Source organism: Amycolatopsis sp. WQ 127309 (genome assembly GCF_023023025.1).
Classification (GTDB): Bacteria; Actinomycetota; Actinomycetes; order Mycobacteriales; family Pseudonocardiaceae; genus Amycolatopsis.
The window spans coordinates 7,315,020-7,340,827 of record NZ_CP095481.1; the positions used below are offsets into that span (position 1 = coordinate 7,315,020).

The following is a 25,808-nucleotide window of genomic DNA, read 5'->3' on the forward strand; positions in this document are numbered from 1 at the left end:
ATGGCACACAGTTCCGTTGGTTCCCACGACATCGCCGTCGTCGGCCAGGCGTTGCGGCTGCCGGGCGCCCGCACGAGCGACGAGTTCTGGGCGAACCTCGCGGAAGGGCGCTCGCTGATCAGCGAGGTGCCCGAGCAGCGCTGGCGCGCCGCCGACCACGCGGGCGACCCGCGCCGCGACGGCGACAAGACCAGCAGCGTCTGGGGCGGGTTCATCACCGACGCCGAGTGCTTCGACGCCGACTTCTTCCAGGTGTCCCCGCGCGAGGCCCGGCTGATGGACCCCCAGCAGCGGATGGCGCTGGAGCTGAGCTGGCACGCCGTCGAGGACGCCGGCTACCGCGCCGACCGGCTCGCCGGCTCGCGCACCGGCGTCTTCATGGGCGTGTGCCACTGGGACTACGCCGAGCTGATCGAGCAGGAGCTCGACACGATCGACGCCTACTACCCGACCGGTGCGGCGTACGCGGTGATCGCCAACCGCGTCTCGCACCACTTCGACTTCCGCGGCCCGAGCGTCGTCAACGACACCGCCTGCGCGAGCTCCCTGGTGTCGGTGCAGCAGGCGGTGCAGGCGCTGACGTCGGGCGACTGCGACCAGGCGCTCGCCGGCGGCGTCAACCTGATCTGGTCGCCGCGGCACTTCATCGCGTTCAGCAAGGCGGGCATGCTCTCCCCGGCCGGCCGCGCCAAGGCGTTCGACGCCGGCGCGAACGGCTACGTCCGCGGCGAGGGCGGCGGCGTCCTGCTGTTGAAGCGCGCCGAGGACGCGCTTCGCGACGGCGACGCGGTGCACGCGATCATCAAGGGCGTCGGCACCAACCACGGCGGCCGGACCAGCTCGCTGACGGTGACCAACCCGGACGCGCAGGCGCAGCTGATCGCCGACACCTACCGCCGTGCCGGGATCGAGCCGGCGTCGGTGAGCTACGTCGAGGCGCACGGCACGGGCACGCCCGTCGGTGACCCGATCGAGGTACGCGGCCTGAAGAAAGCGTTTGCGGAACTGGGCGACACGAGTTCCGGCCAGCACTGCGGCATCGGCTCGGTCAAGACGAACATCGGGCACCTCGAAGGCGCCGCGGGCGTCGCCGGGATCCTCAAGGTGATCGCCGCGATGCGGCACCGGGCCCTGCCCGCGACGGTCGGCTTCGAACGGCTGAACCCGCTGATCACGCTGACGGGCAGCCCGTTCCGCGTCGTCGACGAGCTGTCGGAGTGGACGGCGCCCGACGGTTCGCCGTTGCGGGCCGGGGTCAGTTCGTTCGGCTTCGCCGGGACGAACGCCCACGCGCTGCTGGAGTCGCCGTCCCCGGCCGAGCCGTCCGGACCGTCCGAAGAGGACGAATGGCTGCCGGTGTCGGCGATGGACGACGAGCGGCTGCGCGAGACGTGCGCCGGACTCGCGGCGTGGGCCCGGACCCGGCTGGCGTCGGGTGACGTCATAGCGGTCGCCGACATCGCCCACACCCTCCGGCACGGCCGGGTGCCGATGCCCGCGCGGGTGGTGTTCCGCGCCCGCGACCTCGAAACCTGGGCGGGGCAGCTGGAGAGCGTCGCGGCGGGTTCTGCGCCGGACGGCTGCTTTCCCGGTGGCTCGGCCGCCGAGCTGACCGGCGGCCTCGACGAGTCCGACGTGACCGAGCTGGCGGCCGCCTGGCTCGCCCAGGGCCGCTTGGAGAAGTTCGCCCGCGCCTGGGCGCACGGCCTGCCGGTCGACTGGTCGGCGTGGCCCGCGACCGGCCGCCGGGTGCACCTGCCGGGCTACGCCTTCGCGCGCACGCCGTTCTGGTTCCGCCCCCTGGAAGCGGGCCACCCGTCGCTGGGCGAAGGCGTCGAGGAGGACGGCGGGTGGACGTACCCGCTGACGTTCCGCGCCGGGCAGGACGTCATCCGCGACCACGTGGTCAACGGGGTTCCGGTGGTGCCGGGCGTGGCCGTCCTCGGGCTGGTCCTGGCCGCTTCACCGGTCGAGGTCCCCAGCGTGCGCAACGTGGGCTGGATCCGTCCGCTGACGGTGCCGGGTCCGCGCCTGGACGTCCGGCTGCGGCTGGTGCCCGCTGGCGACGGCTTCGACTTCGCGGTGCTCGACGAGGCGGGGGAGCGGTACGTCTCCGGCCGCCTCGTCCCGGGGACCCCCGGCGGGTCCGCCGCCGGTGACCTGGCCGCCCGGTTCCCCGAGGACCTGGCCGTCGACGCCGGTTACTCGGCGTTGCGCGCGAGCGGCGTCGAGCACGGCCCGGCACTGCGCGGCCTCGAGTCGGTGTCCCGCGGTGCCGATGGCGTGCTGGCCCGGATCCGGGTACCGGCCCAGGCGGCGCCGGGCTGGCTGCTGCACCCCGCGGTGCTGGACAGCGCCCTGCAGGCGGTCCTGGCGCTGGGGTCTTCGGACTGGCGCACCCCGGCGGCGGCCAGCGTGCCGTTCGCGCTGACGGAGCTGACGCTGCTCGGTCCGGTCGGCCGCGTCACGCAAGCGGTCCTGCGCGGCACGGAGTCCAAAGTGGACGTCGACCTGTACGGCGAGGACGGCGTGCTGTGCGCCCGCCTGCGTGGTTACACGCCCCGGCCGCTGACCGCCTCGGCGGCCACCGCCGCCCCAGCCACCGACGGCGACCTCATCGAGGTGCGCCAGGTGTGGCGGCCCGCACCGCCGGCCGAGACCGGCCGGACGGGCCCGCTCGTGGTGCTCAACGCACTGCCCGCCGACAACGAAGCTGCGGCGCACGGACTGGATGCGGAGATCCTTCCGCTGGCCGGTAGCCCTGCGCAAGACCCGGCCGAGGCCGCGCAGGCCGCGTTCGACTCGTGTTACCAGCACCTCCGCGACCTCCTGGCCCGGCCCGGCAGTGCCACCCGGACGGTGCTCGTCGTTGCGCCCGGCTCGCCCGATGATCCCGGGTACGCCCCGCTCGGCGCGGTCCTGAAGTCGCTGCACAAGGAGAACCCCGCCGTTCGCGGCAAGCTCGTGCTCGTCGACGGGCCCGCCGACGCCGCGCGGTTCGAAACGATCGTCCGCACCGAAGCCGCCAACCCTGACGTCGAGGTCGCTTACGACCGCGCCGGCCGGCGGCTGGTGCGGGAAACCGTCGAACTGGCCGCCACCGACGGCGAATCGCTGCTGCGCGAGCAAGGCGTCTACTGGATCACCGGCGGCGCGGGCGGCGTCGGGACACTGCTCGCCGATCACCTGCGCGAACGCTACAACGCGACCGTCGTGCTCAGCGGCCGCCGCGCGCGGCCCGAACTGCCCGGCTACCACCAGGTCGACGTCACCGACGCCGCCGACGTGCGCCGGGCCGCCGCGGCGATGAACGACCAGTACGGCCGGATCGACGGCGTCTTCCACGCCGCCGGCGTCCTCGCCGACGGCTACCTCGTCGCCACGCCGCTCGAAGCCACCGCGGCGGTGCTCGCGCCCAAGCTCGCCGGGACCGCGCACCTCGACGCCGTCTGCCGCGAGCACGGTGTCGGTTTTATGGCCCTCTTCGGCTCGGTCGCCGGCGCCTTCGGCAGCGCGGCCCAGACGGCCTACGGTGCGGCGAACGCTTTCCTCGACGCCTTCGCCGCTCGAGCCGACGGCTACGCGGTCCGCGTCGTCGACTGGCCGCTGTGGGCCGAGGGCGGCATGCGTGTCGACCAAGCCACCGAAGCGTACCTGCGGAAGACGACCGGCACCGTCCCGTTGCCGACCGACGCCGGGCTGGCCGCGCTGGAGCGCGCGCTGCAGGTCGACGCCCCGCCACGGCGCGCCGTCCTCCACGGCGAAGCCGGCAAGCTCCGCCGCTACGCGGGCCTGACCCGCGAAACGCCCGTCACCAAGCCGGCGACGACGTCGAAGGTGGACGACCGCACCCTGACCGCGAAGACCGAGGACCACCTCCGCCGGCTCTTCGCCGAGCTGACCGGCCGCGAACCGGACCACATCCGGGCCGATCAGAAGCTGGAGCGCTACGGCATCGACTCGCTCATCGTCGTCGACGTCACCAGCCGCCTCGAAGACGACTTCGGCTCGCTGCCCAAGACGCTCTTCTTCGAGCACGTCGACCTCCGCGGCGTCGCCGGCTACCTGATCAGCGAGCACCGCGACCGCCTCCAGGAGATGTTCGGCACCCCGGAGCCGGAGACCCCGGAGCCGGAGACCCCGGAGCCGGAGACCCCGGCGGTCGTCGAGAAGTCGGCGGCACCGGCGCCCGCGCGCAGCATCGAACGACCCCGCGAAGACACCCACGACATCGCCGTGATCGGCATGGCCGGCCGTTACCCGGGCGCCGACACCCTGGCCGAGTTCTGGGACCTGCTCAGCGAAGGACGGCACAGCTTCGAGCCCGTCCCGGCCGACCGCTGGCGCCACAGCGACCTCTACTTCGACGAGCGCGACGTCCCCGGCAAGACCGTCGTGAAGGCCGGGACGTTCCTGCGGGACATCGACGCCTTCGACCCCCGCTACTTCTCGATCTCCCAGCGGCAAGCCGAACTGCTGTCCCCGGAAGTCCGGCTGCTGCTGCAGTCGGGCGTCACCGCGCTGGAGGACGCCGGCTATTCCCGCGAGACGATCCAGCGCCGCTACGAGGGTGACGTCGGCGTGCTCGTCGGCTCGATGAACAACAGCTACTCGCTCTACGGCTTCGAAAACCTGCTCACCCGCGGCACCACCACCAGCGGCAGCGAGCTCGGCGTCTTCGCCAACATGCTCTCCTACTTCTACGGCTTCACCGGCCCGTCGATGTTCCTCGACACGATGTGCGCGTCGTCGTCGACCTGCGTGCACCAGGCCGTGCGGATGCTGCGCGCGGGCGACTGCCGGATGGCCGTCGTCGGCGGCGTCAACCTGATGCTGCACCCCTACGACCTGATCGCGACGTCGCAGGCGCACTTCACCAGCAAGTCCGCCGACCTCCTGCGCAGCTACGGCATCGGCACCGACGGCACCGTTCTCGGCGAAGGCGTCGGGATGGTCGTCCTCAAGCCACTTGCGGACGCGGTCACCGACGGCGACCACGTCCACGGCGTCATCCGCGGCAGCGGCATGACCAACGCGGGCGTGCGCAACGGCTTCACCGTGCCCAGCCCGGCCCAGCAGGGCCGTGCCATCGAGAAGGCCCTGGACGACGCGGGCGTCGACGCGCGCACGATCAGCTACCTCGAAGGCCACGGCTCGGCGACGTCGCTGGGCGACCCGATCGAGATCCGCGGCGCGACGAGCGCGTTCCGCCGCGACACCGCCGACCGCGGCTTCTGCGCGCTGGGCTCGGTCAAGTCGAACGTCGCGCACCTGCTGTCCGGCTCGGGGATCGCCGGTCTGACGAAGGTGCTGCTGCAGCTGAAGCACCGCACGATCGTCGAGTCGCTGCACTCGGAGACGCTCAGCCCGGCGATCGACTTCGCCGACACACCGTTCGTCGTCCAGCGCGAACGCGCCGAGTGGCCGCGACCAGTCCTGAATGGACAGTCCGTCCCGCGCCGCGCGGGTGTCACGTCGATCGGCGCCGGCGGCGCGAACGTGCACCTCGTCGTCGAGGAGCACGACGGCGTGGCCACGGTGCCGGACACGGGCCGGCCGCGGCTGCTGGTGTTCTCCGCGACCACCCCGCAGACCTTGGGGCGGGTGCTTCGCGACGTGCACGCCTACGTCCGCGCCGAGCGCCCCGGCCTGGACGCGCTCGCGTTCACCTTGCAGACGGGCAAGAACGAGCTGCCGTGCCGCCTCGCGTTCGTCGCCGAGGACGCGGAGACCCGCCTCGCCGAACTGTCCGAAGTGGACTGGAGCGGCACCGCGCCGGCGGGCGTCCGGTTCACCCCCAGCACGATGGGCGTGTCCGAGACCCCGGACCCGGACGTCGTGACGCGCGCGCTCGCCGACGCCGACCTGCCGGTGCTGGCCGAGGCCTGGGCCGCCGGCGCGGACGTCGACTGGGACGTCCTCTGGCCCGCGCGGCCGGCCAAGCTGTCGCTGCCCGCGTACCCGTTCGACAAGGTGCGCTGCTGGTACCCGGCCTTCGACGACGCGCCGAGTGTCCTGAACCCGCTCGCTTTCGCGCGGCGGGAGCACCCGTGGGTCGGGGTGAACCGGTCCGACCTGAGCGGCATCCGCTACCGGCTCGCGCTGCGCGGCGACGAGCTCCTCGACTACACGTACTCGGTCCGGCGCGACCGCCGGTTCGCCACCGTCGCGCTGCTGGACGGCGTGCTCGCCTTCGCCGAGGTGGCCGGTCTCGACGGCGAGTGGGCGATCCGTGACGCACGCTGGGGCGAGGTGCCCGCGCCGTCGGCCGAGGAGCAGCTCGACTGGCGGCTGGGCACCGGACACCGTGTCGAACTCCGCACTTCGGCCGGGGTGTCGGTGTTCGGCGCCGACCTCGCCCCCGTCTCGGAACCCGAGGACGAGGCCCCGGTGACCGCGCCTCTTTCGCTCGACCAGGACGCCTTCTACACGCGGCTCGCCGAACTCGGTGTCGATCCCCGGCCGTACGCGAAGGCGGTCGAGGGGGTCGCCGAGATCGACGGCCGGCTGCTGGTGCGCGTCGCCGAGCCCGCGACCTGCCAGGACCCGGGGAAGCGGCGGGTCCGCATCCCGGCCTGGGTGTTCGCGGGGCTCGTCCAAGGCGTGCAGCACCTGTCCGCCGACGCCGACGTCACCATCCGGCGCCTCGGCTCGCTGACCGGCCGGAACCTCGACCGCACCCGCGCGGTGCTGCTGGAGCGGACCGGGGACGCCGTCTTCGACGTCCGCCTGCTCGACGAGGACGGCCGCGTGCTGGGCCGCCTCGGCGGCGCCGACTTCGGCACCGGCGCGGACGCCCCGGCCGCCGGCCGGACGGGCCTGACCGGCACGGTCCGGCAGACCGTCGCCGAGCTGCTCAAGGCGGACCCGGCCGAGATCGACCTCGACACGCACTTCCCGGCGTTCGGCTTCGAGTCGATCACGCTCGCCGCTCTGGCCACGGAGCTGGGCGGCCGGCTCGGGATCGACCTGCGCCCGTCGGTGTTCTTCGAGTTCCCCAACATCCGCGGCCTCGTCGAGGCGCTGGCCGAGCAGGTCGCGGAACCGGCGGTGTTCACGGCCGCCGCGCCCGCCACGACGACGCCCGCCCCGGCCCCGCCCGCCTCGCCGGTCGCGGCCGAGCCCGGCGATGCCGTGGCGATCATCGGGATCGCGGGACGTTTCCCCGGCGCCGACGACCCCGACACCTTCTGGGACCGGCTGCGCGCCGGTACCGACCTGGTTTCGCGCTACCCGGGTGACCGCTTCGACGACCGCTACGCCGAAGTCGTCGCCAACGCGGACTTCCCGAAGTTCGCCGGCCTCCTCGACGGCGTCGACCGGTTCGACGCGGACTTCTTCGCCGTCTCACGGCTGGAAGCCGAGCTGATGGACCCGCAGCAGCGTCTCGCCTTGGAAACCGTCTGGACCGCTCTCGAAGACGGCGGCTACCCGCCGGTCCGGCTGCCCGGCGACACCGGCGTCTTCCTCGGCGTCTCCGGCCACGACTACCACCACCTGCTCAACGCCGGCGGCGTCGCGCCCGAGGGTTACACCGCCACCGGCAACTCGCACGCCGTGCTCGCCAACCGCGTCTCGTTCCTGCTCGACGTCCACGGCCCGAGCGAGCCGATCGACACCGCCTGCTCCAGCTCGCTCGTCGCCGTGCACCGCGCGGTGGAGAGCCTGCGGTCCGGGCGCTGCGAGATGGCCATCGCGGGTGGCGTGAACCTCCTGCTGAGCGTGGACACGTTCGCCGCGACGCAGACCGCCGGGATGCTCAGCCCCGACGGCCGCTGCAAGACCTTCTCGGCCGGGGCCGACGGTTACGTCCGTTCGGAAGCCGCCGCGGCGGTCCTGCTGAAGCCGCTGTCCGCCGCGCTGCGCGACGGTGACGTCGTCCACGGCGTGCTCCTCGGCAGCGCGGAGAACCACGGCGGCCGTGCCGCGTCGCTCACCGCGCCGAACGCCGCCGCGCAGGCCGCGGTCGTCCAGGCGGCGATGCGGGGCGTCGACCCCGACAGCGTCGGTTACGTCGAGGCGCACGGCACCGGCACCGCGCTGGGCGACCCCGTCGAGGTCGACGCCCTCACCCGGGCCTACCGGAACCTCGGGGCCTCGCCCGGCCGGACCCGCGCCCTGGGCTCGGTGAAGGCGAACATGGGCCACGCGGAAGCGGCGGCCGGCCTTGCGGGCCTGCTGAAGGTGCTGCAGCAGATGCGGCACCGCGAGCTGCTGCCGGTGCTGCATTGCGCCGAGCTGAACCCGCACCTCGCGCCCGAGGGCTTCGAGGTGGTGCGCGAGCTGCGCCGCTGGGAACCGGTGACCGACGGCGCCGGCCACGAGCTGCCGCTGCGCGCCGGGGTCAGCAGCTTCGGCTTCGGCGGCGTCAACGCGCACGTCGTCGTGGAGGCCCCGCCTTCGCGCCCGCAGCCGGCTCCCGAGTCCGGTTCCCAGGCGATCGTGGTGTCCGCCCGGGACGCCGGCCGGTTGCGGGAGCGAGTGGTTGCCCTGCGCGGCTTCGTGGTCGGTCACGGCCCCTCCCTGGCGGACCTGGCCTTCACGTTGCAGGTGGGCCGGGAGGAGATGGAACACCGGCTGGGCTTCGCCGCCTCGAGCGTCGAAGAGGTCGTCTCCGGGTTCGACGTGTTCCTCGCCGGACGGCCCGGGCCGCACACCGGCACCCTGCGCCGGGCGCGTGGGGCCGCGGTGCACCGGGACCGCACGGCGGACCCGGAGGTGATGGAGGCCGACCTCGACCGCGTCACCGCGTTGTGGTGCGAAGGCCGGACGGTCGTCTGGGAGGACCGGCACCCGGCCGGCCGCCGGATCCTGCGGCTGCCGACCTACCCGTTCGCGCGTGAGCGCTACTGGGTTCCCGAGGCGCCGGAAAAGCCCGAGCCGCCCGCCGCTTTCGACGTCGACGCACGTGCCGCGTTGCTGGAAGCCGTGCTGGCCGACCAGGAGAGCCCCGATGTGCTCGATACCCCGCGTCTCGTGAAGGGAGCGACCTCATGACCCTCCGCGTGCCCACCTGGCGCCGCGAACCGGCCGGCCCGACCGCGCTGCCCGCCGGCGCGCGACGGCTCGTCATGACGTGCGACCTGCCCGCTCGGCTGCCGGGTGTGTCGATCGCCGCCGTGGAGACCGGCGGTGACGACGCCGGGACCGCGTACGAGCGGGCGTCGATCCGGCTGTTCGGCGAGCTGAAGCGACTGCTGTCCACAGGGGACGGACGACCGTGTGTCGTCCAGGTCGCCTGCCGCGCGGGGTCGGTGTTCCCGGGCCTGATCGGGCTGCTGCGCACCGCCGCCCGGGAGGAGCCGGCGCTGCGGGTGCAGCTGGTCGAGTTCACCGGCGAGCCGGCGGACCTCGATGCCGTGCTTTCCGGCCCGGGGGAGCACGTGCGGTTCACCGCCGAGGGCCGCTTCGTCGCGGACTGGGAGTCCGTCGCGCCGGGTGCCGGACGCGCCTGGAAGCCCGGTGGGGTTTACCTGATGACCGGCGGCGCGGGCGGGATCGGCCGGCTGCTCGCCGCGGACCTCCCGCCGGACGCCGTCCTGGTCCGATGTGGACGGTCGCCGGCCGGGCCGGGGGAGTACCGCGAGGTGGATGTCACGGACGCGGCCGCGGTGCGCGCGGTCGTCGAGGACGTCGTGCGGACCTACGGGCGGCTCGACGGCGTCCTCCACGCGGCGGGCGTGCTGCGCGACGGCTACCTGATCCAAGGCTCCTACCAGGACTTCCAGGCGGTGCTGGCGCCGAAGGTCGCGGGCCTGGTCGCCCTCGACGAGGCGACGCGCGACCTGCCGCTGGACTTCTTCGCGGCGTTCTCCGCGGCGGCCGGGACGCTCGGCAACGCCGGCCAGGCCGGCTACGCGGCGGCCAACGGCTTCCTCGACGCCTACCTCGCGCGGCGCAGCGGGCCCGGCGTCGGCGTCTCGCTGGGCTGGCCGCTGTGGCGCGACGGCGGAATGCGCGTGCCGCAAGAGGAACTGCCCGAGCTGGCCGAACGCTTCGGCCCGCCGTTGGAGACCGGGGCCGCGCTCACCGCCCTGCACGGAGCGCTCGCGCTCGGTGCCGCCCACGTCGTGATCACCGGGGAAGGGAACCACATGACCGGCCAGGACGACCTCCGAGCCCGCGTCCTCACGCGGCTGAAGGACCTGATCGCCGAGACGATGCGCCTCGACGCGACCCGCCTGGACGCCGAAGCGCCGCTGGACGGCTACGGCATCGACTCCCTCACGGTGACCCGGTTGAACCGCCGCTTCGCCGAGTGGTTCGGTGCGCTGCCGAAGACGCTGCTGTACCAGTACCCGACCCTCGCGGCCCTGGCCGGCCACCTGGCGGAGCGCCACCCGGAGGGCTGCGCCCGCTGGCTCGACGACGCCCCCGCGAGCGCGTCCGCCCCCGTCGCCGCGCCCACCGCCCCCGCGCCCACCGCCCCGGCGAGCGAGACCGGCGAACGGGTTCCGGCCACCGGCGAACCCATCGCCGTCATCGGGATCAGCGGCCGTTATCCGGACGCCCCCACGCTCGACGCCTTCTGGCAGAACCTCCGCGCGGGCCGCGACAGCGTCCGCGAGATCGAGCGCTGGCCCCTCGACGGCTTCTTCGAGCCCGACCGGCAGCGCGCCGTCGAAGAGGGCGCCAGCTACAGCAAGTGGGGCGGCTTCCTCGACGGCTTCGCCCGCTTCGACGCGGCCTTCTTCGGCATCGCCCCGCGCGACGCCGCCGACATCGACCCCCAGGAACGGCTCTTCCTCGAAACCGTCTGGTCCGCGCTCGAAGACGCCGCCTACACCCGGGAGCGGCTCGCCGACCAGCACCAGGGCCGCGTCGGCGTCTTCGCCGGCGTCACCAAGACCGGCTTCGACCGCAACCACCCGCCCGCCGTGAGCGGGCCCCGCCGCGCGCCGCGGACGTCGTTCGCCTCCCTCGCCAACCGCGTCTCCTACCTGCTGGACCTGCGCGGCCCGAGCCTGCCCGTCGACACGATGTGCTCGGCCTCGCTCACCGCGATCCACCAGGCCTGCGAGCAGCTGCGCCACGGCGCGTGCGAGCTCGCCATCGCCGGCGGCGTGAACCTGTACCTGCACCCGTCGACCTACGTCGAGCTGTCCCGCGCGCGGATGCTCGCCGCCGACGGCCGCTGCCGCAGCTTCGGCGACGGCGGCGAGGGCTTCGTCCCCGGCGAAGGCGTCGGCGCGGTCCTGCTCAAGCCGCTCGCCGCGGCCGAAGCCGACGGCGACCCGATCCACGCCGTCATCGTCGGCTCGGCCGTCAACCACGGCGGCCGCACCAACGGCTACACCGTCCCGAACCCCCGCGCGCAGGCCGCCGTCGTCCGCGAGGCCCTCGACAACGCCGGGCTGACGTCGGCCGACGTCGGCTACGTCGAGGCCCACGGCACCGGCACCCGCCTCGGCGACCCCGTCGAGGTCGACGGCCTGACCCAGGCTTTCGCGGACACGCCGGCGGACTGCGCGCTCGGCTCGGTCAAGTCCAACATCGGCCACTTGGAGGCAGCGGCCGGCATCGCCGGGCTGACCAAGGTGGTGCTGCAGCTGGAACACGGCGAGCTGGCGCCCACCCTGCACGCCGAGCGGACCAACCCGGACATCGACTTCGCCGCGACGCCGTTCACGCTGACCCGCGAAGGCGGCGCCTGGCCCTCGACCGGCCGCCGCGTCGCCGGGATCTCCTCGTTCGGCGCGGGTGGCGCGAACGCGCACGTGCTCGTCGCCGAGTACCCGCGCGCCGCGACGCCGGCGCCGCCGCGCCACCCGGTGCTGCTCCCGCTGTCCGCGCGGACCGACGCCGATCTGCGCGCCCGCGCCGCCGACCTGGCGGCGTGGCTCGACACGCGGGAGACGCCGGATCTCGCCGCCATCGCGGCGACCCTCCAGACCGGCCGCGAGGCCATGGACGAGCGTCTCTGCTTCGTGGCGCGTACAGCGGGAGAATGGCGCGCGCAGCTCGGCGCGTACCTGTCCGAGGTCGCCGACGGACCGTGGTGGCGCGGAAAGGTCCGGGCGAGCAGGGAAACCCTGGCCGCGCTGGCCGGCAAGCCCGAGGTGCGCGCGCTCGTCGGGCAGTGGGTCGCCGGCGGCGCCTGGGGCGAGCTGGCCGCGTTCTGGACCAAGGGCACGCCCCTCGACTGGTCCGAAGTGGACGGGTCGTCGACGCGGGTGCACCTGCCCGGCTACCCCTTCGCCGGACCGGAGTTCTGGTTCGAGCCCACCGGGATCGAGCCTCCGCGCGAGGAGCACGCCGACGCGCAAGACGTCCTGCTGGCCGAACTCGCGGACATCCTGCAGATGCCGGCAGCCGACATCGAGCGGCACCGGCCCTTCGCCGACTACGGCCTCGACTCGATCCTCGGCGTCAGCCTCGTGCACCGGCTCAACGAGACCCTCGGCACCGAGCTCGACACCACGGACCTGTTCGACCACGGCACGGCCGACCGTCTCGGCGCGTTCCTGGCCGGCGCCCGGCCCGTGTCCAAGCCCGCGGCCTCCGCGAAGGACGACGACGCGATCGCCATCGTCGGCCTGGCCGCGCGCTACGGCGACGCGGAAACCCCCGAGGCGCTGTGGGCGCACCTCACCGCGGGCACCGACCTCGTCGAGCCCGTCACGCGCTGGCCCCTGGCCGGCGACATCACCTGCCGCACCGGCAGCTTCCTGCGCGACATCGACCACTTCGACCCGGCGTTCTTCGGCATCTCCGGCGTCGAGGCGACGGCGATGGACCCGCAGCAGCGGATCTTCCTCGAACAGTGCTGGAACGCCCTCGAAGACGCCGGCTACACGGGGGAGCGGCGGCTCGGCGGCCGCACCGGCGTGTACGTCGGGTGCTACGCCGGGGACTACGGCGAGCACCTCGACCGGACGGCCCCGGCACAGGCGCTGTGGGGCACGATGGGCTCGGTCGTCGCGTCGCGGATCGCGTACCTGCTCGACTTCACCGGCCCGGCGCTCACCGTCGACACGTCGTGCTCCAGCTCGCTCGTCGCGCTGGACCTGGCCTGCCGCGACCTGAAGACGGGCACGGCCGACGTCGCGATCGCCGGCGGCGTGTTCGTGCAGACGACACCGCGGCTGTACGCGTCGGCGACGCGCGCCGGCATGCTCTCGCCGTCGGGCCGCTGCCGCAGCTTCGACGCCGGCGCCGACGGGTTCGTCCCGGGCGAAGGCGCGGGCGCGCTCGTGCTCAAGCGGCTGGCCGACGCCGAACGCGACGGCGACCACATCCACGCGATCGTGCGCGCATCGGGCGTGAACCAGGACGGCACGACCAACGGCATCACCGCTCCGAGCGCGGCCTCCCAGGAACGGCTGCTGCGTGAAGTCCACGCGGGTCTCGACGGCGTCCAGCTCGTCGAGGCGCACGGCACCGGCACCCAGCTGGGCGACCCGATCGAGTTCCGCGCGCTGTCCCGCGTGTTCGCCGACGCGTCTCCGGGCAGCATCGCGCTCGGCTCGATCAAGACGAACCTCGGGCACACCCAGTTCGCCGCGGGCGTCGCGGGTGTGGTGAAAGCGGTCCTGTCCCTGCGCCACCGGACGATCCCGGCGTCCCTGCACTTCGACGCCGCCAACGCACGGATTCCCTTGGCGGGCAGCGCTTTCACGATCCCGACCGCGACGGCGTCGTGGCCCGCGCCTGCGCACGGCCCGCGACGGGCGGCCGTCAGCTCCTTCGGCGCGAGCGGCACCAACGCGCACGTCGTGCTCGAGGAGTACCCGCGGACGCCGTCCGCCGACGTGCCGGGGGAGCAGGCGTTCCTGCTGTCCGCGCGCTCGCCGGAGGCTCTCCGCTCGGTGGCCGAGCGGCTCGTCGCGCACCTGGAGCCTGAGACGGGCCTGGCCGCGGCGGAACTGGCGTACAGCCTCGCCGCCGGGCGCGCCGCCCTGCCGCACCGGCTCGCGGTCGTCGCCGACGGAACCGCGGCGCTCGCGGACCGCCTGCGCGCCTGGCTGTCCGGTACGGCCACCGACGTGCTCACGGGCGAGGTACCCGCCGACGCCCAGCCGGGCGCGGTGAGCCCGTCGACGGCCCGCGACCTGGCGGGAGCCTTCGTCCGCGGGGCGATCGCCCAGGTCGCCGAGGCCTTCCCGGCAGCCGCGCGCCGCGTGGTCCCGGCGCCGACGTACCCGTACGAGCGTCAGAGCTACTGGCCGGCGGCCGTCGCCGCCCCCGCCACCCCCGAGCCCTCCGCCTACCGGGTCCGGCTCACCGGGGAGGAGTTCTTCCTCGCCGACCACCACGTCAACGGCCAAGCCGTCCTGCCCGCCGTCCTCTCCCTGGAGTTCGCGCGGCGCGCCGTGACCCCGGGCACCGCGTTCGCCCCGGCCGGCCTGCGTGATCTCGTCTGGAGCGCGCCCTTCCCGGTGGACGCCACCGGCGCCGACCTGACCGTCGAGCGCGAGGGCGCCGCCTTCCGCATCCGGCGCGACGCGACCGACATTCACGCCCAGGGCCGGTACACCGAGCCGGAAACCGCTGACACCGTGCCGCTCGACGCGGTGCGTGAGCGGTGCACCGCCCGGTCGCTCACCGCGGCGCAGTGCCGCGCGGCGCTCGACGCCGTCGGCATCCGCCACGGCGCCCGGCTGCGGGCCCTGGACCGGCTCGCCATCGGCGACGGCGAGGTACTGGCCAAGCTCGTCGTGCCCGCCGCCGCCCGCGGCGCGGACCTCGCCGTGCACCCGGCGCTGCTCGACAGCGCCGTGCAGGCGGTCGTCGGCCTGTTCGGCGACCCGGCCGGCACGCTGGCCGAACGCGACGGCCGGCCCGCGCTGCCGTTCGCGGTCGACGCCGTCGACATCCTGACGCCCACCGCCGAGACGATGTGGGCGCACGTCCGCCGCGCCACCGACGGCACCGAAGTGACCACAGTGGACATCGACGTCTGCGACGACGCCGGCCGCGTCGCGGTCCGCCTGCGCGGGCTGGCCTTCCGTCGCGTCGCCGAGACGTCGTCGCCGCGCACGGCGCTGCTCGCCCCGGTGTGGGACGCGGTGTCCGGTGCCGGAGAGCCCGCGGTCGGCTCCCGCCCGGTCCTCGCCGGCGGCGACGCGGCGGAGCAGGAGGCGTTCCTGGCCGCGTTCCCCGGAGCCACCCTGCTCGACGGAGAACTTCCCGCTGACGTCGACCACGTCTTCTGGCTGCCGTCCGGCGACGGCGTCCTGAGCGTCTTCCGGCTGGTCAAGGCCCTCCTGAACGACGGCGCGGACGGCCGCGAGATCGGCTTCACCGCGGTCACCCGGCAGGCGTGCCGGGTGCCGGGTGACCGGACCCTCGACGCCACGCACGCCGGCGTGCACGGCCTGCTCGGGTCCGTCGCGAAGGAGTACCCGCACTGGCAGGTGCGGATCGTCGACGTCGCCGCGGACGAGCCGGTGCCGTGGGACGCGGTGGCGAACCCGCCCGCCGGCCCGTACGGCGTCGTCGCCGCCCGGCGGCACGGCGAGTGGTTCCGGCCGCGGCTCCTGGAGGTCGCCGACACGCCGTACGACACACCGTCGGCGCCCAGTGGCGTTGTCGTCGCGATCGGCGGCGCGGGCGGCATCGGCACCGTGTGGACCGAGCACCTGCTGCGCCGCCACGGCACCCAGGTCGTCTGGATCGGCCGCCGCCCGCTCGACGCGGAGATCGCCGCGAACCAGGAGCGGCTCGCCGCGTTCGGGCCGAAGCCGGACTACGTCCGCGCCGACGCGTCCGATGCGGACGATCTGCGCCGGGCCTGCGCGACGATCGTCGAGCGGCACGGGCCGGTGCACGCGGTGCTGCACACCGCGATCGTGCTGGGCGACCAGAGCGTGGCGCGGATGACCGAGGAGCGCTTCCGCACGACCTACGCGGCCAAAGCGGACATCGCCGTCAACCTGGCCGAGGTCTTCGCGGACCAGCCCCTGGAGTTCGTCGCGTTCTTCTCGTCGATGCAGGCGTTCTTCACCGCGCCCGGCCAGGCCAACTACGCGGCGGGCTGCACGTTCGCCGACGCGTACGCCGACCGGCTCACCGAGCGGCTCGGCTGCCCGGTGAAGGTGATGAACTGGGGGTACTGGGGTGGCGTCGGCATCGTCGCCGAAGACGGCTACCGGCAGCGGATGGCGCGCCTCGGCCTCGGCTCGATCGAGCCGGCGGAGGGCATGGCCGCGTTCGACCGCCTGCTGACCTCGCCGTTCGACCGGCTGGCGCTGCTGAAGGCCGCCGACGCCCGCAGCATCGCCGCGTTCTACGAGGACAGCGCCCTGACGGCGTTGCCCGCCGGGTCTTCCTCCCCGGTCGCCGACCTGCTCGCGGCGCGACCCGACCGGAGCGCCGACATCGAGCGCGTGCGCGTCGCCGCCGACGGCCACGGGCGGTCGATGGAAGCCGCGCTCGTCCGGATCACCTGGGCGCTGCTGCGCGACCTGGGCCTGTTCGCCCGCCCGGGCACGGCCGCCGAGCTGCTCGCGGCCGGCGGGATCGAGCCGCGGTACGAACGCTGGCTGACGCACACCCTCGACGTCTTCGTCCGCACGGGCCTGCTGCGCTCGGCCGACGGCCGCTACGAAGCCGTTTCCCCGTCGCCGGCGGACCTCGCCGAGGCGTGGCGCCGCTGGGACGCCGACCGGGCGCCGTGGCTGGCGAGCGAGGGCAAGCGTCCGCAGGCGGTGCTCGTCGACACGACCGTGCGCGCGCTGCCCGACATCCTGACCGGCCGCCGTCCCGCGACCGACGTCATGTTCCCGAAGTCCTCCCTCGAACTGGTCGAGGCCGTCTACCGGAACAACCCGGTGGCCGACTACTTCAACGACGTCCTCGCGGACACGCTGGTCGAGCACGTCCGCGCCCGGGTGGCGGCGGATCCCGCGGCACGGCTGCGGATCCTGGAGATCGGCGCAGGCACCGGCGGCACGAGCGCGGTCCTGTTCCGGCGGCTGGCGCCGTGGCGGGACAACATCGAAACGTATTGCTACACCGACCTTTCCAAGGCGTTCCTGCTGCACGCGCGCCGGGCTTTCGGCGACATCGCGCCGTACCTGGACCCGCGGATCGTCGACATCGAGAAGCCCTTGGACGAGGGGTTCGGCGGCTTCGACGTCGCGGTCGCGACGAACGTGCTGCACGCGACGCGCAACATCCGCGCCACGCTGACCAACACGAAGGCCGCCCTGCGCGCGAACGGCGTCCTGCTGCTGAACGAGCTGAGCGACAACGTGTTCTTCAGCCACCTCACGTTCGGCCTGCTGGACGGCTGGTGGCGCTACGACGACCCGGCGCTGCGCATCTCCGGCTCGCCCGGCCTGACCCCGCGCGACTGGGTGCGGGCCCTGGCGGAGACGGGTTTCCGGCCGGCGTTCATCGCCGCGGAAGGGGCCGACGACCTCGGGCAGCAGGTGTTCGTGGCCGAGAGCGATGGTGTGGTCCGGCAGCCGGTCCCGGCTGGTGGGCCCGCCTTCTCGCAGGTCGCCGACGAACCCGTCCCGGTCGCCGTCACGCCTGCTCCCGCTCCTGTCACGGCGAGCCCGGATCGGGAGACCGAGCTGCTGGAGCGGGCGCGTGACCACTTCCGCGCGCTCGTCGCGGACGTGCTGCAGCTGCCGGTCGCCTCGGTGCGCGCCGACGTGACGTTCGACCGGTACGGTATCGACTCGATCCTCGTGGTCCAGCTGACCGAAGCGGTGCGCAAGGACCTCGACAACGTCGGCAGCACGCTGTTCTTCGAGGTCCGCACGATCGACGGGCTCGCTCGCCACTTCGCCGAGACCCAGCCGGACGCGCTCGCCGCCCTGGTCGGCTTCGCCGCGGCGCAGGAGCCCGAGGTGCCGGAAGCCGCCGTCACGCGGGTCGTGGAACCCGTGCCGGACCCGGTCGTCGAATCCGTGCCCCCGGCCCGTGCGGACGAAGAGATCCCCATCGCCGTCATCGGGATGGCCGGGCGCTACCCGGGCGCACGGGACCTCACCGAGTTCTGGGCCAACCTCCTCGCCGGCACCGACTCCGTCACCGAGATCCCCGGCGACCGCTGGGACCACGACCGCTACTACGACCCGCGCCGCGGCGCCCCCGGCAAGACCTACGCCAAGTGGGGCGGCTTCCTCGACGGCGTCGACGAGTTCGACCCCCTGTTCTTCGGCATCTCACCCGGCGCCGCGTCCACAATGGACCCTCAGGAGCGGCTGTTCCTGGAGTCCGCCTACGAAACGCTGCAGGACGCCGGGCACACGCGTGACTCGCTGCGGGCCGCCGCTCGGGCGCGCGTCGGCGAAGACGCCGGTGACGTCGGGGTGTTCGCCGGGGCGATGTACACCGAGTACCAGCTCTACGGCGCCGAGCAAGCGGTGCGCGGGGAACCGGTCGTGGTGCCGGGGAGTCTCGCGTCGATCGCGAACCGCGTCTCGTACTTCTTCGACGCCAGCGGCCCGAGCATCGCCGTCGACACCATGTGCGCCGCCGCGCTGTCCGCGATCCACCTCGCCTGCGCCGCGCTGCGGCGCGGGGAGTGCGGCGCGGCGCTGGCCGGTGGCGTCAACCTGTCGCTGCACCCGAGCAAGTACCTGATGATCGGGCAGACCCAGTTCGCCGCGAGCGACGGCCGGTGCCGCAGCTTCGGCGAAGGCGGCGACGGCTACGTGCCCGGCGAGGGCGTCGGCACCGTGCTGCTGCGCCCGCTCGCCGACGCGGAGGCCGACGGCGACCGCATCCTCGGCGTCATCCGGGGCAGCGCCGTCAACCACGGCGGCCACACCCACGGCTTCACCGTGCCGAACCCGCGGGCGCAGGGTGCGGTGATCCGGCAGGTCTACCGGAAGTCCGGGGTGGACCCGCGGCGCGTCGGCTACGTCGAGGCGCACGGCACCGGCACCCCGCTCGGCGACCCGATCGAGATCGCCGGCTTGACGTCGGCGTTCGGCGAGTTCACCGACGCCCGGCAGTTCTGCGCGCTCGGCTCGGTCAAGTCGAACATCGGCCACCTGGAAGCGGCGGCCGGGATCGCCGGGCTGAGCAAGGTGCTGCTGCAGATGCGGCACGGCACGTTCGCGCCGTCGCTGCACGCCGGGCAGGTCAACCCGGAGATCGACTTCAGCGCCACGCCGTTCGTGCTGCAGCGCGACGCCGCGCCGTGGCCCCGCGACGGCGGTGTGCCGCGCGCCGGGGTGGTCTCGGCGTTCGGCGCCGGCGGCGCCAACGCCCACCTGCTCGTGGAGGAGTACATCGTGCCCGAACGCGCGCAAGGACCGGCCGCGGCGCAGGCCGTGGTGCTCTCGGCGCTGGACGAGGACCGGCTGCGCGAGTCCGCGGCCCGCCTGCGCGACGACCTGAGCACACGGACCGACGCCGACCTGGCCGACATCGCCTACACCCTCCAGGTCGGCCGCGAGCCGATGCCGGCCCGCTTCGCGACGGTGGCCACCTCGATCGACACCTTGGTGGCCGCACTGGACGCCTACGTCCGCGGCGCGGAGCTGCCTCCGGACACGTTCGCGGGCACCGGGCTGTCGGGCACACTGGCGGCTTTGGCCGCGGACGACGACTTCCACGAGACCCTGGTCCGCTGGGGTGCGCGCGGCAAGCTGGCCCCGCTGGCCGAGGCCTGGGCCAGCGGCGTCGAGGTGGACTGGTCCCGCCTGCACGCCGACGGCCCGCGCCCGCGCCGGCTGGGCTTGCCGGCGTACCCGTTCGCCCGGGAGCGGTACTGGTACACGGATGTGGTGCCGGGGAACCAGAAGCGCGCCGGGGCCGCGCCCGGTGGCTCGACGACGGTTGCGGCATCGGCCGGGCCCGCGAGTTCCGCGAAGCAGACTGAGCCCGGTGGCCCCACGGCGTTCGCAACCCAAGCCGCGTTTCCCTCGCCTGTCGCAGCTGAGGTGCCGGTTCTGCCTGCGGCCACGGCGACCGCGCCTGCGGTGACCTCGGTTCCCGCGGTGCGCGAAGCTACCGCACCTGTGCCCGCCGCTCCGGCACCGCTCGCCACGGCGCCGGTCTCCGGTGCCGCCGCGGGTGCGGACCTGCCCGCCGGGGACCTCACCGTCTGCCCGGTCTGGGAGCCGCACCGGCCCGCCGAGGTCTCCTCCGGCGGCGCCGTGCTCGCGATCGGGCTGTCCGCCGCCGAGGCCGAGGCGATCGGGGCGTCCGGGACCGAAGTGTCCACTGAGGACGATGGCGAAATCGACCGGGTCGTCGTGCGGGTTCCGACTCGTGCCGGAGGTACCGCGGCCGAGCGCGTCGAAGAACACCGCCGCGCGACCCGGCGGCTGTTCCGCGTCCTCAACCAGCTGCAGGCCCGCCACGGCGACCGCGACTTCGAGCTGACCCTCGTCACCCACGACGCCTTCACCCGGGACCCGGCCCAGGCCGGCCTGCACGGGCTCGTCGGCGGGCTCGCCAAGGAGCAGCCGCGGTGGCGCGTCAGGGCCGTCGACCTCGCGGCGGACGAGCCGTTCCCGGCAGCGGAGGTGTTCGGGCTGCCCGCCGACCGTCGCGCCCATCCCTTCCGGCGCACCGGTGGCCAGTGGCTGCGTCGCCGGCTGGTGCCGGTCGAGCAGGCCGCCACGACCGCCGCGTTCCGCCGCGGCGGGGTGTACGTCCTCACCGGTGGCGCCGGGGACCTCGGCGTCGTGCTCAGCGAGTACCTGACCCGCACCTACGACGCCCGGCTCGTCTGGGTCGGCCGCCGTCCCGAGGACGACGGGATCCGCGCTCGGCGCCAGGGGAGCAACGCGGAGTACCTGCAGGCCGACGTCGCCGATCCGGCCGAGCTGCGCGACGTCCGTGACGAAGTCCTCCGTCGCCACGGCCGGATCGACGGCGTCGTCCACCTGGCCATGACGTTCAGCCACACCCCGCTGGCCGAGCTGAGCGAGCCGGCTCTCGAAGCGACGCTCAAGTCCAAAGTGGACCCGTGCGTGCACTTCGCCGACGTCTTCGCCGGGGACGATCTCGACTTCGTGCTGCTGGTGTCGTCGCTGGTCAGCTTCATCCGCAACGCCGAGCAGGCGCACTACGCCGCGGCCTGCGCCTACGTGGACGCGGCCGCCGACGGCCTGCGCGACGCCCTCGGCTGCCGCGTGAAGACCGTCAACTGGGGCTACTGGGGCAACGTCACCGACGACCTCCTCGACGGCATGGCCGCCCTCGGTCTCGCCCCGATCGAGCCCGCCGCCGCGATGGCCGCCGTCGAGGGGCTGCTCGCCGGGCCGCTCGACCAGATCGGGTTCCTGCGGCTCGGCCGGCCGCTGCCGGTCGAAGGGGTGCTCACCGGCGAGACCGCCGTGGTGCGGCTCCCGGCGGCAGCTATACCGGCTGAACCGGTCACGCCGCAGCTGCCCGACGCGCTCGCCACCTACCAGGCCGGCCCGGTGCCCGCCGAGATCGACGCCGCCCTGGCCCGCTGGGTCGCCGCCGAGCTGCGGGAGGCCGGGCTCACCGGCGCCGGCGAGCGGTTCGCCGCCTGGCTGCCGCCGATGCTGCGGGTGCTCACCGGCCACGGCCTGATCGACGCCGGCCGGTGGATCCCGGGACCGGACGCCGCGACCTGCCGCGCCGGGTGGCAGCGTGACGCGGAACGCTGGGCCGCGGCCAACCCCGACCTGCGCACGCCCCTCGACCTGCTCGGCCGGACCGTCCCCGCCCTGCCCGCCGTGCTGCGCGGCGACGTCCTCGCCACCGACGTCCTCTTCCCCAACGGCTCCTTCGCGCTGGTCGAGGGCGTCTACCGGGACAACCGGGTCGCCGATCACTTCAACGCCGTGCTGGCCGAACACGTGGCCGGCTTCCTGCGGGCGCGCCTCGCCGCCGAGCCCGGCGCGCGGCTGCGCGTCCTCGAGGTCGGCGCCGGTACCGGCGGGACCACCCGCGTGGTCCTCGACCGGCTCACCCGCGCCGGGCTGCCGCTCGCCGAGTACTGCTTCACCGACGTCTCGCGCGCGTTCCTGCACCGCGCCGAAGACGCCTTCGACCACGACTTCCTGACCTACCAGGTCTTCGACGTCGCCGAGCCGCCGCACGGGCAGGGCCTCGACACCGGCGCGTTCGACGTCGTCATCGCGGCCAACGTCCTGCACACCACCGCCGACGTCCGTGCGACGCTGCGCAGCGTCAAGGCCCTGCTGCGCGGCAACGGCCTGCTGGCGCTCAACGAGATCAGCGGCTTCTACCTCGTCAACCACCTGACGTTCGGCCTGCTCGACGGCTGGTGGACGCACACCGACGCCGAACTGCGCGTCCCCGGCAGCCCGGCGCTGTCCCCGGCCGGCTGGGCCGCGGTGCTGGCGCAGGAGGGCTTCACCGGCGTCGCGAACCCGGCAGCCGACGCCGAGCCGCTCGGGCAGCAGATCGTCGTCGCCCACAGCGACGGCGTCGCCCGCGGGCCGCGCGTGATCGAGGCACCCCCCGCGCCGGAGGAACCGGCGCCGGTGCGGGAAACGACGTCGATCGCCGCCGTGGTCCTCGAGAAGCTCGCCGACGCGCTGCGGATGGCCGAGAGCGCGATCGACCCGGCCCGGGCGTTCGCCGACTACGGCCTCGACTCGATCGTCGGCGCGGGGTTCGTCCAGCAGCTCAACGAGTCCCTCGGCCTCGACCTGCTCACCACGGTGATCTTCGACCACCGCAGTGTCGAGCTGCTCGCCGCGCACATCGCCGAAAGCCACCAGCCGACCGTGCCCGCCGCGGCACCGGAACCGGAAGCGCCGGAGACAGACCCGATCGCCATCGTCGGCATCAGCGGCCGGTTCGCGCAGTCACCCGACCTCGACGCGCTGTGGCAGCACCTCGCCGACGGCGACGACCTGGTCGGCCCGATCGAACGCTGGGACGTCTCCGGTCCCGAGTGGACGGACGTCGCGTGCCGGGAAGGCAGCTTCCTCGACGGCATCGACGAGTTCGACGCGCGTTTCTTCAAGATGTCCGGGCGCGAGGCCGCCTACACCGATCCCCAGCAGCGGCTGTTCCTCGAAGAGGCGTGGACGGCGCTGGAGAACGCCGGGTACGTCGGCACCGCGCTCGACGACAAGCGCGCGGGCGTCTACGTCGGCTGCACCGGCGGCGACTACACCGCCTGGTTCGACGAGCGGCCGCCCGCACAGGCGGCCTGGGGCAACGCGCCCTCGATCGTGCCCGCCCGGGTCGCCTACCACCTGAACCTGCGCGGGCCCGCGATCGCCGTCGACACGGCCTGCTCCAGCTCGATGGTCGCGATCCACCTCGCGTGCCAGGGGTTGTGGAGCGGCGAGACGGACCTCGCCGTCGCCGGCGGTGTCGCCGTGCAGACCACGCCGAAGACCTACCTGACGGCCGGCCGCGCGGGGATGCTGTCCCCGACGGGCCGCTGCCACACCTTCGACGCGGCCGCCGACGGGTTCGTCCCCGGTGAGGGCGTCGGCGTCGTCGTGCTCCGGCGGCTCTCCGACGCGCTCGCCGACGGCGACCACGTCCACGCCGTCATCCGCGGCTCCGGCATCAACCAGGACGGCGCGACCAACGGGATCACCGCCCCCAGCGCGACGTCGCAGGAACGGCTCATCCGCGAGGTCCACGAGCGCTTCGGCGTCGACCCGGCCGAGATCGGCCTTCTCGAGGCGCACGGCACCGGCACCAAACTGGGTGACCCGATCGAGACCGCGGCGCTGGTCCGCGCGTTCGGCGCGGCCGAAGGCTCGCGTGGCTGCGCCCTCGGCACGGTGAAGACGAACATCGGCCACACGATGTCCGCAGCGGGCGTCGCGGGACTGCTCAAGATCGTCCTCGCGATGCGGCACCGGATGCTCCCGCCGTCGCTGCACCACGCCGAGACCAACCCGGCGATCCGCCTCGGCGGCAGCCCGTTCCACGTCACCACCGAGCTGACGCCGTGGGAGCCGAACGGCCGGGGCAAGCTGGTCGCCGCGACGAGCTCGTTCGGCTTCAGCGGCACCAACGCACACCTCGTCGTCGAAGAGCCGCCCGCGATCGCGCCGCGCGACGACGACGGCCGCGAGCGGCTGTTCCTGCTGTCCGCGCCCCGCCCCGAAGCGCTTCGGCAGCTGGTCGAAGGCCTGGCCGAGCACCTGACCGCGCACCCGGACGCGGTGCTCGCCGACGTCGGCTACACCCTCGCGCACGGCCGGGCCCACTTCGCCCAGCGCGTCGCCTTCGCGGCTTCCGATCGTGAGACTTTGCTGCGGCAGCTGGAAAAATGGCTGGCCGACGGGACGGTCCCCGCGGCCGCCGAGCTGGAGCGGATCCGGGCGCGGTGGAGCGAAGGCGGGAAGCTCGACGCCGAGTTCACGGGCCGCCGGACGCCGTTGCCGACCTACCCGTTCCAGCGCCGCGCGGCCTGGGCCGGCGGCGGGACGCCGGAGAGCGCCCTGCCCGCCGGACCGACGGCCCACGAGCCGATCGCCGTCGTCGGGCTGGCCGCGCGGTTCGCCGACAGCCCGGACGCCGGGAGCCTGTGGGCCCACCTCGCCGCCGGCGACGACCTCGTCGGCGACGTCACCCGCTGGGACCTCGCCGGGAAGCTGGGCCCGAAGGCGGGCCGCCAGTACGGCAGCTTCCTCGACGACCCGGCGCGGTTCGACGCGCTGTTCTTCAGCGTCTCCGGCACCGAGGCGGTGCACACCGACCCGCAGCAGCGCGTCTTCCTCGAAGAGTGCTGGCACGCACTGGAAGACGCCGGGTACGCGGGGGAGCGGCTCACCGACCGCGCGTGCGGCGTCTACATCGGCGCCTACCCGGGCGACTACCACCAGCTGATCGGCGGCGAGAAGCCCCCGCAGACCATGTGGGGCAACATGGCCTCGGTCATCGCGTCGCGGATCTCCTACCTGCTCGACCTGTCCGGGCCCGCGATCGCCGTCGACTCGGCGTGCTCCAGCTCGCTCGTCGCCATCCACCTGGCGTGCGACAGCCTGCGGCTCGGCACGGTGTCGATGGCCTTGGCCGGCGGCGTGTTCGTCCAGGCGACGCCGCGGCTCTACGAGTACTCGTCCACGGCGAAGATGCTCTCGCCGACCGGGCGCTGCCGCACCTTCGACGCGTCGGCCGACGGCATGGTGCCCGGCGAGGGCGCCGGGGTCCTGGTGCTCAAGCGGCTGTCCGACGCGGTCCGCGACGGCGACCACGTCTACGGCGTCATCAGCGCCTCCGGCGTCAACCAGGACGGCGCCACCAACGGCATCACCGCGCCGAGCGCCCAGGCCCAGGAGGATCTGGTCCGCCAGGTCCACCGCGACGCGGGCGTGCGCCCGGGCGGCGTCCAGCTGATCGAGGCCCACGGCACCGGCACCCCGCTCGGCGACCCGATCGAGTTCGGCGCCCTCGCCGAGGCGTTCACCGGCGCGCCCGCGGGTGGGTGCGCGCTCGGGTCGATCAAGACGAACGTCGGGCACACGCAGTTCACCGCGGGGGTCGCCGGCACGATCAAGGCGCTGCTCGCGCTGCACCACCGGCAGGTACCCCCGTCGCTGCACTTCGGCCGGGCCAACCCGGCGATTCCTCTGACGGACAGCGCGTTCTACGTGCCCACGTCGCTGCGCGAGTGGCCGTCGCCGGAGTCCGGGCCGCGCCGTGCGGGCGTGAGCTCGTTCGGCGCCAGCGGGACCAACGCGCACCTCGTCGTCGAGGAGGCGGCGGGGGCCGATGTGACGCACGCGGCGCGGGACGAGTGGCTGGTCGTGCTGTCGGCGCAGGACGAGACGGCGTTGCGCAGTCACGTCGAGCGCGTGCTCGCCCACGCCGAGTCACACGACGTCGACCTCGGCGACGCCGCTTACACCCTCGCCGTCGGCCGCCGTCCGGAGAACCTGCGGTGGGCCTGTGTCGCGCCGGACCGGGCCGCGTGGCTCGAC

The 25,808-nt window shown here is 74.1% G+C and carries 2 protein-coding genes (1 of these 2 only partly in view); both read left to right on the plus strand.

Annotated features, from left to right (window positions below):
* Positions 1–8,997, plus strand: coding sequence for an SDR family NAD(P)-dependent oxidoreductase (locus MUY22_RS33060; RefSeq protein WP_247051089.1), 8,997 nt, complete (start codon positions 1–3; stop codon positions 8,995–8,997).
* Positions 8,994–25,808, plus strand: partial view of an SDR family NAD(P)-dependent oxidoreductase gene (locus MUY22_RS49645; protein ID WP_305879319.1) — the 5' portion only. The gene runs 5,667 nt beyond the window's last position; the window shows 16,815 of its 22,482 coding nt (coding positions 1–16,815); the start codon lies at positions 8,994–8,996; its stop codon lies off the right edge, out of view. Before MUY22_RS33060 ends, MUY22_RS49645 begins: the two co-directional genes overlap by 4 nt.